At 34.4% G+C, this 12,448-nt stretch carries 10 protein-coding genes, 3 pseudogenes and 1 riboswitch; of the genes and pseudogenes, 2 read left to right on the forward strand and 11 right to left on the reverse strand.

Annotated elements, in window-relative coordinates; all coding sequences use genetic code 11:
- Positions 1-8: 8 nt before the first annotated feature.
- The 5 genes and pseudogenes from Y7E_RS0115635 to Y7E_RS35065 all read right to left on the reverse strand — a co-directional run.
- Complete coding sequence (locus tag Y7E_RS0115635; protein ID WP_087957961.1) at positions 9-1,658, reverse strand: copper resistance protein CopC; 1,650 nt, start codon at positions 1,656-1,658, stop codon at positions 9-11.
- A gap of 331 nt (positions 1,659-1,989) precedes the next feature.
- Positions 1,990-2,409, reverse strand: coding sequence for a VOC family protein (locus Y7E_RS0115640; protein ID WP_017152213.1), 420 nt, complete (start codon positions 2,407-2,409; stop codon positions 1,990-1,992).
- Between the two features lie 197 nt (positions 2,410-2,606).
- The gene (gene brnQ, locus Y7E_RS0115645; protein ID WP_017152214.1) at positions 2,607-3,956 is read right to left on the reverse strand and encodes a branched-chain amino acid transport system II carrier protein; all 1,350 of its coding nucleotides are present in this window, start codon (positions 3,954-3,956) and stop codon (positions 2,607-2,609) included.
- A 512-nt stretch (positions 3,957-4,468) separates the two neighbouring features.
- Positions 4,469-4,801, reverse strand: coding sequence for a hypothetical protein (locus Y7E_RS35060; RefSeq protein WP_026049232.1), 333 nt, complete (start codon positions 4,799-4,801; stop codon positions 4,469-4,471).
- 56 nt (positions 4,802-4,857) lie between these two features.
- Positions 4,858-5,118 (reverse strand): annotated as a pseudogene (locus Y7E_RS35065) (amino acid permease); the annotation flags it as partial.
- 57 nt (positions 5,119-5,175) lie between these two features.
- Positions 5,176-5,254, reverse strand: a riboswitch (ZMP/ZTP riboswitch).
- A gap of 369 nt (positions 5,255-5,623) precedes the next feature.
- On the opposite strand from Y7E_RS35065, the gene Y7E_RS0115665 reads away from it, so the two are divergent.
- Positions 5,624-6,817, forward strand: coding sequence for a nucleoside transporter C-terminal domain-containing protein (locus Y7E_RS0115665; protein ID WP_017152216.1), 1,194 nt, complete (start codon positions 5,624-5,626; stop codon positions 6,815-6,817).
- A gap of 398 nt (positions 6,818-7,215) precedes the next feature.
- On the opposite strand, the pseudogene mobB reads toward Y7E_RS0115665, so the two are convergent.
- The 6 genes and pseudogenes from mobB to Y7E_RS31820 form a co-directional block, all read right to left on the reverse strand.
- A pseudogene (mobB, locus tag Y7E_RS29970) lies at positions 7,216-7,771 on the reverse strand (molybdopterin-guanine dinucleotide biosynthesis protein B).
- 152 nt (positions 7,772-7,923) lie between these two features.
- Positions 7,924-8,973 carry an Mrp/NBP35 family ATP-binding protein gene (locus Y7E_RS0115675; protein WP_017152217.1) on the reverse strand — a complete coding sequence of 350 codons (1,050 nt, stop codon included), beginning with the start codon at positions 8,971-8,973 and terminating at the stop codon, positions 7,924-7,926.
- A 331-nt stretch (positions 8,974-9,304) separates the two neighbouring features.
- The gene (gene moaD / locus Y7E_RS0115680; RefSeq protein ID WP_017152218.1) at positions 9,305-9,541 is read right to left on the reverse strand and encodes a molybdopterin converting factor subunit 1; all 237 of its coding nucleotides are present in this window, start codon (positions 9,539-9,541) and stop codon (positions 9,305-9,307) included.
- 4 nt (positions 9,542-9,545) lie between these two features.
- Complete coding sequence (locus tag Y7E_RS0115685) at positions 9,546-10,010, reverse strand: molybdenum cofactor biosynthesis protein MoaE (RefSeq protein WP_017152219.1); 465 nt, start codon at positions 10,008-10,010, stop codon at positions 9,546-9,548.
- A gap of 32 nt (positions 10,011-10,042) precedes the next feature.
- Positions 10,043-11,329, reverse strand: a complete 1,287-nt coding sequence (locus tag Y7E_RS0115690) for a molybdopterin molybdotransferase MoeA (protein WP_017152220.1) — start codon at positions 11,327-11,329, stop codon at positions 10,043-10,045.
- A gap of 18 nt (positions 11,330-11,347) precedes the next feature.
- Positions 11,348-11,479, reverse strand: a pseudogene (locus Y7E_RS31820) (molybdopterin biosynthesis protein MoeB); the annotation flags it as partial.
- Between the two features lie 93 nt (positions 11,480-11,572).
- On the opposite strand from Y7E_RS31820, the gene Y7E_RS0115700 reads away from it, so the two are divergent.
- Positions 11,573-12,280 (forward strand): IS6 family transposase, encoded by a 708-nt coding sequence (locus tag Y7E_RS0115700; protein ID WP_017152221.1) that lies wholly within the window; start codon positions 11,573-11,575, stop codon positions 12,278-12,280.
- The last annotated feature ends 168 nt before the right edge of the window (positions 12,281-12,448 follow it).

Here is a 12,448-nt window from a genome sequence, read left to right on the forward strand (position 1 = left end):
GCTTTATTTTATCGTCCACCTACCATAAATTGAAAATCCGTATCAAAGTTATCAAGATCTTTCGTTAATCCATGGACATGTATATTCCACTTACCTGTCATGTTAATATACAGTCCTTCTGCTTGATACGATCCTGGTGAAACTGAAGAAACTCTAAACGTACCTTTTCCCATATCCATATCTAAAGATTTTGTTGTCAGTACGATTTGCTCCATGTTGGTAACAGGCTGACCATTTATATCCTTTAAATCAATACGAAATGTATTCATTCCTACCTTATTTGGACTTACATGTAAAGTAAGCTCATATCCATTATCGAGTTTCTGACTTTCTGTAAAAGGTCCCGTCGGCGGCATTGGTGGCGTTTGTACATTCGTTAAAAAGGCTACTACTATAAAAATAGCGATCCCTACGCCAAACTCGATTTTCACCGTAGCACCCAATCTTTTCTGCCCTCTCATCCTTCCCTTTACATGATGAATAAGTCCCAATATCCCCATACTAATAAATAAAATGACTTTCGTTAACAATGCTAATCCATAACTTGTATCAAATAATGAATGGACTGTTGGAATAAAGAATGTACTATTAAAGAGACCAGTTACAAAAATAATAATCACCGCGCATATTGCCCATGGTGAAAAACGTTTAATGGCATCCCAATACATCGTCCATTTCCCATTCTCATGATCTTTAGGTAAAAGAAGAACGATTGCCGCTAGTCCTCCAATCCATAGCGAAGCTGCAAGTAAATGTAAAAAATCCATAGTTACAGCAATTTCTTTATACTTTAAACCATATGCATGACTATTTATGGCTTTCATTATGAGTAAACCAATAAACAACAAAATCGGAATTGTCCATACTTTAAAAGATGAGAACTTTTCACGTTTCAAAGCAAAGTATGTAACAATAATGAGCGTACTAATAAGGCCAATTTGAGTCATCCATACATATCCAAAAACAGATAACCGTAATGTTTCTTTTAATAATAAAGGGTGGAAGGCTTCCAACCATGAAACATCAGCGTTAATTTTCGCTTGCAATGGTAGATTGAATAGTAAACTAATGAATATACCAAATAAGGTTAACCATATTAATTTCTTACTTCTTGATTGAACTTGAATTGCATTCTCTTTATAAATGATAAGATTAAAAAATAGAACACCTATAAATAAGGAAAGACTTGTATATAAAATTCCGCGTTCCATAATCATATCTATTTGCGGAACATAACCCATCTCTTCTACTTGTATGTCATCTGTTCCCTCTCCTGCTGATCCAATACGGAATGGAATAACTCCTTGAATTGGATGCCCATCGGCTGAAATAGCTTTCCACTGAATAGAATACAGACCATTTTTTATGTTCTCTTTTAAACCAGCTTCTAATAACTTTTTATTTCTTTTATCAATATGAGCATCTTTTAAATCTACCCTTTTACCTGAAGCATCCCTTACGAACAATGTATTAAAATGCGAAACTTGTATCTCCTCATCGAACTCAATTTTCACAACAGAAGGTGCTTTTTTCAGCGTTTCATTTTCAGTAGGGTTTGATTTCACAACATACGCATGAGCAGAAGCGTTTTTTGGTATCAATATTATTAACACGCACGCTACTAAGATCCATGCCCCCAGTTTTTTTACCACTCTCATACTTATTTCACTTCTTTCTCCGTACTTCATTTTATTCCCAAGTTAATAACTTAACCTCATTAAGTATTAGAAACTATATAACATTACACTCTATCTATCCCTCACCTTTTAACTTACAATATATTAGTAACTACTAACTAAAATACAACTTATATTTTTAAAGTCAATTATTATTATAACATAAAATATATTTATATAAGTTTCTCAAGAAGAAAAGATATCGTGAATCATTTGTGAAGAAAATGTGAAATCCTCTTATATATAACACAATATCTAATTCAAAAAAGTGCTACGTTAATACGTAACACCTTTGCTCACGATTAAAATCCCTTTATTTTTCTTCCGGGTAATCACAATACTCAATAATTGTACCTTCTGTATCCGCTGGGTTAAGGTAAATAAGTCTTCTACCATGCTTATTTATACGAAGAGTATGCTCTAACGTTCGAATTCCTTGTCTTTTTAACTCTTCTAAAGCTTGATCTAAATCATCTACGCGATAAGCGATATGATGAACACCTTTCCCTTTTTGCTTTATAAATCTTGCTATTGGTGAAGTCGTATTATTAGTCGGTGCAAGTAACTCAATTCTATCTCCATTCATTTCAAGAATAGCTACTTCACTTTCAACACCCGGTGCCTCACTTACATAACGATCTATTAAAGTTCCTTGTAAAACCTTTTCGTAAAAGCTTATGGTACTATCTATATCACGAACCGCAATACCGATATGATCCATTTTTTTATTCATTTCATTTCTCCTAGTTTCATATTTATTTCTCTTATATGAAAGATATGTAATCATCATATTACAAAATACATTTTACAGTTCAATTTTATATTCAAATAAAATTATATTACTTTCTTTCAAAAATACTTTCATATCATTTAAATAGTAACAAAAAAAGTTATAGAAAGAAATTCTATAACTTTTTTAATACAATATCATTACTTATTTACTTTAGCTGTAGAATGGATTTGATTTTTTGTTTTTAAAACACTAATACCATATCCGATAAATCCACCAATAATAGCCGGGAAGATCCATCCTAAACCTACTTCATGCATCGGAAGAAACTTCGTGAATAACTGATTTACTACTTGGATGTTTACTCCAGCTGCATTTAACCCATCGAATAAACTGATGATAAACGTTATAATCAAACTCACTTGATAAACTTCAGCCCTTCCTTTAAATAATGAGTGGAAGAATGTTAAGAAAATCAACACGATTGCTAGTGGATAAATCGCTGTTAATACAGGAACAGAAACTGCGATTAATTGCGTTAAACCTACATTTGCAACAATGGCACTAAATACACATAACATAATTGCAATTGCTTTATATGGAACCTTCGGGAACAACTTATGGAAAAATGAAGAACATGCTGATACAAGCCCAACACTAGTTGTTAAACAAGCTACTGTAATCATTAACCCTAATAGTATCCCTCCATATGATCCGAAATAATAATTTGAAACCTTCGCTAACACTTCTCCACCATTTTCTAAATGCCCAAGCTTTGCTACACTTGAAGCTCCCATATAAGAAAGTGCTGTATAAATAATCGCTAAAACGGATGCAGCAATGATAGTTGCTTTTGCACAAACAACCATAATTTGCTTTTTCGTTTTCGCACCTTTTTCTTTAATTGCATTAATGATTATAATGCCAAATACGAAAGATGCAAGCGTATCCATTGTTAAGTATCCTTCTTGAAAACCTTTAAAAAACGCGTTAGATGTATACGTCTCAACAGGTGCTTGCATATCCCCTATTGGATGAATGAAAGCAACGATTACTAGAATTCCAATGAACGTTAATTTAATTGGCGTTAAGATTTTTCCAACAATATCGACAATTTTCGCAGGATTGAGCGAAAAAAAACAAGTAATGCTAAAGAATATAATTGTAAAAATAATTAAAGGCAGAGAACCAACATTTTCTGATAAGAAAGGTTTAACCCCAATCTCAAAAGAAACATTACCCGTTCTCGGTATAGCAAATAAAGGACCAATTGCTAAATACAAAGTTGTTGTAAACACAATTCCAAAAACAGGGTGAACACGACTTGCTAATGATTGTAAATCTTCTTTACCTGAAATTCCAAATGCTAATACGCCAAGTAATGGTAGCCCAACTCCGGTTACTAAAAACCCTGCATTTGCTGACCAAATATTAGTTCCAGCTGATTGACCAAGCATCGCTGGGAAAATTAAATTTCCTGCCCCAAAGAATAGAGCAAATAACATTAACCCTATAACGACTATGAACGAGAACGGTACTTTATTCGTCATGATATTACCTCCACTACAAAAATAATTATCTCATTTCCAATTTTAACTAATTGAAGATTCTGAATATTTAATTTACAAATAAATTATTCTTTACTTATTATAGTCTTAAGAATAATTTATTTCAATACTATTTTTTGAATTTTTTAATTAAATTTATTTTCATCATAAAAAACCGAAAAAATATTACAGATTTAAAGCATCGTTGAAAGTTATCTAAAATCTTTATTAACGTCTTCATATTATTCATCTTTATATGCAATACCCTTCCCTCTTACATGTTTTTCTGTATTCCCATAAAAAAGAATTTAAAACACTAACCATATTTTTTCTGATTGTAGCTATAATTCATTACTATTTGAATAAACCTAATAATTCATCTAAAATAATGAATCCGCACCGTATAAAAAGCAACTTAAAAAGAGGTCCATTTTACCCGAACCTCTTACACATAAATTTCATTTTTTTATTTTCACTATAATGTTAACAAGTTTTCTACTCATTACAAAGTTATACTAAACTACTTTACTTGTAGACGTATATCTATTCTTGCCTTCTTCATGTAATAAAACTCCATTCACTTTTTCAGCTTCTTTCATATATTTTGTATATCGTCCACTTCGCACTCCCCAATAATAAAAGAATAGTGCCAATGCAGTAATTAGAAGTAAATCCCAACCATATGGAATAAAATTATGTCCACCAAATTTATTACTTCCACAATATGATATCGTTATCATACATAATAAATATGCAATCAACCAAATCCCAGAACAGAACTGATTTTTAAAATCATGCCATTTATTTTTAGCTTGGTAATAAAAATATACTGGTAATCCAATTGCCATAATGAAAAGAACTTCACCTGTCAGCGGCCAGCGGGCCCAGTACAAAGTAAGAGAGGCAAAAATCCAACAAACGAATCTTGAGAATACTGTGGATACTTCACCATTCCTCCCGTTTCAGGAAACATAGCACCTAGTTCCGCATAAGACAAAGCAATAAATAAAATAACAACCATACCTATGATCCAAGAAAAAATAGCAGCCGGCCCTGCAATTTCAGCAGCTCTCCAAGCTCCGAATAACCATCCTGAACCAATCATAGAACCGAGCCCTGTCATTGTAAGAGCAAAAGTCCCCATCTTCTTGTGTTTAGAATTCATCCCCATCTACTCCTTTATTTTTTTAGAAAAATAAAAAGCACTTGATTAAAAATATCAAGTGCTTGCCTAGGCGCGCGGCTCATAATCCATATGCTCCCTCATGGTAATCCATGTTGCGCCAGTTACATATGGGAATTCAATTCTTCATTTAATATACAATTTTATCTCAAACTTAACAATATTTTCGTGAATTTAAAATACCTAGAAAAATAATACCTCCCTCTAAAATCGATTCATTTCAAATATCTTTTACATTTCCCTCCTATTCTTCATAATTTCTGGTCATTATCCAAATTATGAAGAATAAGAGCTTTTTTATATACAAAGAATAAAGTGGAACTTTAATCAGTGGGGGGGTTCTTCATCCTCCACTGATTATTAGCACTAACCAATTGGAATTTTACGAGCAGTTGATCCTCCACCTAACATTTTTGCTACCACTAAATTTCAAGGTAGGGATCTTACTGCCCGCGAATAGCGGGATAAATCTCAAGGAGTTGTTGACATGAATTTGATATTAAACATTATAGGGATTTTTATTGTATTATTAGTAATTTTCTTATGTTCGCCTAATAAAAGAAAAATAAAGTGGAAACCAATCATTATTCTGATAATACTTGAAATTTTTATTACTTGGTTTATGTTAGGGACCAAATTTGGAAACATCATAATTGATAAAATCGCATCATTTTTCACTTGGCTAATATCGTGCGCGAATGAAGGTATTCGATTTGCATTTCCATCAGCTATGGAAAATCAAACGATTGACTTTTTCTTTAGCGCATTACTTCCCATCATTTTTGTTATTACATTTTTTGATATTCTTTCTTATTTTGGAATCTTAACTTGGATTATTGATAAAGTAGGTGCAATTATTTCAAAAATTTCTCGTTTACCAAAGTTAGAAAGTTTCTTTTCCATTCAAATGATGTTTTTAGGAAACACAGAAGCACTTGCTGTTGTTCGTGATCAATTATCTGTTTTAAAAGAAAATCGTTTATTAACTTTTGGAATTATGAGTATGAGTAGTGTTAGTGGATCCATTCTTGGTGCTTATCTATCGATGGTTCCAGCGACATATATTTTCAGTGCAATTCCTCTAAACTGTTTAAATGCATTAATTTTGGCAAATGTTTTAAACCCTATAGAAATTACTAAGGAAGAAGATATTGTTTATTCACCATCAAAAGAAGAAAAAAAAGATTTTTTCTCTACCATTTCAAACAGTATGTTAGTTGGTATGAATATGGTTATTGTTATTCTAGCCATGGTTATTGGATATGTAGCATTAACGGCATGTCTAAATGGTATTCTAAGTTTCTTTGTAACAGGTTTAACAATTCAAAAAATCTTTTCTATCATCTTTAGTCCGTTTGCTTTCTTACTTGGTTTATCAGGAACTGATGCTATGTATGTAGCTGAATTAATGGGGATAAAAATAACAACTAATGAATTTGTTGCGATGATGGATTTAAAGTCACATTTACCCTCTTTAGCTTCACATACAGTTGCAGTTGCAACAACATTTCTAGCCTCTTTTGCTAACTTTAGTACAGTTGGTATGATTTATGGGACTTATAATTCATTATTTGGTGGGGAAAAATCAGCAATTATCGGTAAGAATGTTTGGAAGCTTCTTGTTAGTGGCATGGCTGTTTCCTTATTAAGCGCTATGCTTGTGGGGCTTTTTGTATGGTAATTTTATAATTACTTCACATGAAATTTTTAAACAACTTTATCCTGCATTAATGGGCAGTAAGACCGTAGGATCCCCACCTCAAAATTTAGAGAGGGCAAAGAAGTTAGGTGGGAGTATTACTGCCCGTTTATGCGGGATAAAACCCCTCAAGTAATAGAAGATCTAGCTAAAAAAGCAGCTTAGATTTAACTTTTTTGTGTCCAAAATATTGACTCAAATCCAGTCGAATCGTTATGTCTTGCTTTTCTATTATTAAATAATCTAATCCAATTTCCTCACGTATTTCGGAAAAAATAGAACCGGAATCATTCCTTTGTCCCTGCCCTATATTGTTCCATATTCTCAAAATCCTTTATTCATATGAGAACATGCTGATAATTTCTTCAACAAGTACTAGATTACAAAAAAAACCACATAGTTCTATTCCTACTCTTTTTCATTGCTTCTTTCATTAAAAAATCTATATACAAATCATCATCTTCCAGCTGAAAAACCTGATAATGCTCGAGTTCCTTACTATCCAATTTCACATGACTTATTACACACCGGACATTAACTAGTGAATTAAGTAATGAAAGATCGTCCTCATCTCGGATTAAAAAAACTTTTGGGTAAGCCTTCTTCTTATATCCCTCTACGAAAATGATATCTACAGAAAAAAAGTGATATAACTTAATCATTTCCTCGAGATCCCAATTATCAAAATTAGCACGTATCTATAAGACCCCCTCTCCTTCCACACTAGAAACAACAGCCCCTGCTTCATGGATGACGTATACTGTCTTTGGAGCTTAATTCAGTATCTGGGGTTCCTCCATGGCCATGATGTTTAATTGATGCAGCCTTTAATCCAGCTATACTAGCTCTAAAAATTAATTTTTCCGTGAGCGTTGTTTTTCCACTATTTTGGAATCCTACAATCTGCAGGATAGGACAATTTTTCCCCAAGGTCATTCACTCCTTATATTTCTGTTTATATTTTATCTTCATAAGAAATAATCGCCGATTCCATTCATAAGAGACGAAAAGCTATTTTAGCTAACTAGAAGATTTTTATAAAGAAATTCCCTTCTATTTTTATGAAAGCCTTTTAGTTTTCTAATAAATTATCCTTTGTAGATAAGATCTTGAGCTAATGATGTAAACATCTCTCCAACAAGCGAATCTTCGTCATATACGGACGAACCTTTGTTTTCTTCAGGCTTTGCAAAAGGTATTTGTGCTATCACTTCTGTTTGCAGTTGTTCTGCTAACATTTCGCCGCCACCTTTCCCAAAGAGATAGTTCCTTGAACCCTCTTGTTCCTCATAATATGCCATATTCTCAACGATACCTAAAATATCGTGTTTTGTATGCTTTGCCATTACCCCTACTCTGGAAGCAACAAACGAAGCTACATTATGAGGAGTAGTAACTATAATTTCCTTCGCGTGAGGGATCATCGCAGCCACATCAATCGCAACATCTCCTGTACCAGGAGGCAAATCAAGAAGAAGATACTCTAGTTCTCCCCAGTGAGTGTTGGCAAAGAAATTTTGAATCCATTTATTTAGCATTGGCCCTCGCCACATAACTGGGTTATTATCCTCTATAAAAAATCCCATTGACATAATTTTAACGCCGTGGCTAACGACCGGAATCGCTGTCTGATCTATCATTGTTGGCTTTTGATTAGCTTCCATCATAGCAGGGATACTGAATCCATATATATCTGCATCTAAAATCCCAACCTTTTTCCCAATACGGGCTAAAGCAGTAGCAAGGTTAATCGTCACAGTTGATTTTCCGACTCCACCTTTTCCACTTGTCACAGCAATAAAACGTACACCTGAATCTGGTCGCAACATACTAGGCATGCCGGTTTCCGTTCTAGAATTTCTCTTTAAAGTTTCTGTTAATGCAGCTCGTTCTTCCGGTGTCATGGAGCCGAAGGTCAAAGAAACCTTAGAGGCTCCAATGTTCCGCAGAGAGTCTTCAATATCTTGTTTAATTTTCGCCTTTAATGGACAACCTTGAATAGTTAAAATAACTTCAAGGTAAATCTGTGTGCCATCAATTTGAATATTTCTTACCATGTTTAATTCCACGATACTTTTGTGCAACTCTGGATCCTGAACATGGCTTAGAACTTTCATAATTTGTTCATGAGTAAGCATAAATCTCAGTCCTTTTTATTATTATTTGATAATTTTTAGTACAAATAAAATTACCCTTGAATTCAACGCCTCATATTTAATACCGGAGATAGATTAGTGTATATTTCCTCCTCCGGTCTTAATTTGCAAACAAAAAAAACACCATGAGTACCCGAACCTACTTAAATAGGCTTGTGTACTCATGGTGGAATAGATTACTAGCAATACTTACTAATATACCAATCCAACCATTTATAACATAAATAAAAAGTGATAAAATGATAACAATCCATTATTATCGTTCCATCTATTATAATCATAAATATAGCGTTAACTTTACTAACAAACAACATTATCCTCCACTTACAGGCGGGATAAACGCAACTGTATCTCCGTCTTTTACAATATCTTCGTCAACTGCAAATTCTTCGTTGATAGCCGCCATGACTTGATCCAAAGATTGTAAATGATAACTATCTTTAAGCCATTTTTTTAATTGTTGAACACTAATCTCTTGTTTTTCTCTTATTACCAATTGGTCTACGCCGACTTCCTCTCGCAAATTTGCGAACAGTAATATTGTAATCATCTTCTCATTCTTCCTTCTTTGGTTTTCCTTCTGGATACGGAGTATTTTCAAGCTGGTCTCCAATCCACATTGTTCCATCTTCCCAAAATTCTTTTTTCCAAATTGGAACAATTTGCTTAATACGTTCGATTGCGTATTCATTCGCTTCATAAGCCACTTTACGATGCGGCGACGAAACTGCAATTACAACTGCAATATCCATTATTTCTAATCGTCCCACTCTGTGTGTAATTGCTATTTTTGCATCCGGCCAATTTTTCTTAATTTCTTCACCAATTTGAGTAAACATTTTTACCGCCATTGATTTATATGCTTCATACTCTAAATGTAAAGTTCGTTTTCCTTTCGTCAATTCTCTTACTGTTCCAATAAAGGTTGTAATAGCACCAGCTTCTCTTCTTGCTACCTTATTCGTTATTTCTTCGACTAAAATAGGAGTATCTACTATTTCAAATAATACTTGTCCCATCAACATGATCCTCCTCTTTTTTTAAAGCTCTATTATTTGTAAGATGGAATAATATTGCTCCAAGGCCATTCACTGCCTTGATTATCTTCTAATAAGAGAACATCTACAAACATCCCTTTCTTATATCCTCTTGTACCGCCTGGGAGTACGATAAAAGCGTTTGATTCAGCTAATGAAGAAACCGCACTAGACTTATCAAGCCCTGATGGATAGGCGATTAATTGTCCTTCGTTATATTTAAACTTTGCTCGTACAAACCTTGTAAATGGATTAGGTTTTAGAAAATCTTCTCCTAATAATGCTTTTTCTTTTTTTAAATGTGGCTTTTCACTAAACATATAGGTACGAATGCTAGGTCTTACGAATAACTCAAAGCCTACATAACAAGCAGAAGGATTACCTGATAATCCAAATAATAGTTTTTTATTTAATTGTGCTACGGTCGTGACGCTACCTGGCCGCATTGCAACTTTATTAAAAAGAACCGATGCTCCTAATTTTTCGTATATAGCTGGCAAATAATCATAATCCCCTACTGAAACACCACCAGTTGTAATGAACATATCCACTTGGCTTAACGCTTCTTTTACGGCTGCGTGGCACGTATCAATATCGTCACTAAACTTACCAAAGTATTTCACTCTTCCCCCTGCTCTTCGAATTTGGGACAATATCATGTACGTATTGCTATTTCGAATTTTTCCAGGTTGTAGTGATTCATTGACATCAAGAAGCTCACTTCCCGTCGCTAATACTCCAATCACAGGCTTTTTGGCAACTGGTACTTCGCTGTAACCGAATGTAGCAAGGAACGCTGAAATGCCTCGATTAATGTAAGAACCTCTCTTCGCAAGAATCATCCCTTTACGTGTATCTTCACCTTGAAAGGAAATATTTTCTCCTTCTTTGAATGAGCGTCTCACTTCCATATATGTTTTACCGACATCCTCATATTGACGAGTCAGTTCTAGCATCACAACTGCGTTACATCCTTTTGGAATTTGTGCTCCCGTCATGATTCGAACTGCTTGAAATTGACCTACCTCTTGAGGAAATATGGACCCTGCCCCAATTTCGCCAATTACTTCGAATAAAGTTGGATTCTCAAAACTTGCCCAGGCAGTATCTTCTGCCCTAATAGCAAATCCATCATATGGTGAGCGATTAAAGGAAGGAACATCATGATCGGCTACTAAATCCTCTGCTAATGTACGTCCGTAAGCTAATTCAAGTGGCACCAGTTCTTTTAAACCACGATTGGCAAATTCCATTACTTTACGAACGGCCTCTCCAACCGCAATCGGCACTCTTCTTTCCATAATTACCAAACCCTTCTATTAACCTAATAAACGATAGTATATTTGTTTCGCTTTTTGAATTTCATTTGTCCCGTGAATAAATACACGACCATCTTGAAAAATGACCACACGATAATCATCTAATTGACAAGAAAGCAAATACGGGTTTCGAGGTTCTGGTGCAAAAACTTTAAATCTCTTGCAAGTAATCTCCTAAACTTGGACATACTGATAGTATTACTCTAAAAAAGGTGTGTGCTCGGTATGGAAAAGGAAAATTTGTTTAAATGGAAGCATTATCAGCCTGATGTTATCTTATTAACGGTAAGATGGTACCTGCGGTACAACCTCAGTTTTCGTGATTTAGTCGAAATGATGGAGGAACGGGGCTTATCCATTGCTCATACAACGATTATGCGTTGGGTTCACCAATATGGTCCTGAGCTAGATAAGAGAGTTCGTCGTCACCTTAAGAAAACGAATGATTCTTGGCGAGTAGACGAAACGTATATTAAAGTCAAAGGAAAGTGGATGTACTTATATCGAGCTGTTGATTCCGAAGGAAACACCATTGACTTTATCTTCAGTAAAACAAGAGATCATAAGGCTGCAAAGCGCTTTTTTAAGAAAGCTTTGCAGTCTTTTCATGTTTCTAAACCTCGTGTTGTGACCGTTGATAAAAATCCAGCTTATCCTATCGCTATAGAACATTTGAAGAAAGAACAACGGACGCTCGCTGACATCCGAATAAGACGAATAAAATATCTGAATAACATAATCGAGCAAGATCATCGCTTTATCAAGAAGCGAGTGCGTACCATGTTAGGATTGAAATCTTTTCAATCAGCTAAACGAGTGTTGGCTGGACTGGAAGCGATGAGAATGATTAAAAAAGGACAGACTTTGCAAGGGGAGAAGTCTGTCAAAAAACAAATCAAGTTAATCAATCAACTCTTCGGTCTCACCGCATAGTAGTAGGTTCCATTAGGAGTCTACACTGCTATTTCTAATCTACATATTATTTGCACCAGAACCCTTATTTCTAACCTTTTCTTGTCCTTTACTCCCAATAGGAGTGAACAACTGTTGACGTGAATACCGCTCTATCATTAGATGGCCTTCCTTTCTTGTAAATAATTA

The organism is Bacillus bingmayongensis (assembly GCF_000299035.1).
GTDB lineage: Bacteria > Bacillota > Bacilli > Bacillales > Bacillaceae_G > Bacillus_A > Bacillus_A bingmayongensis.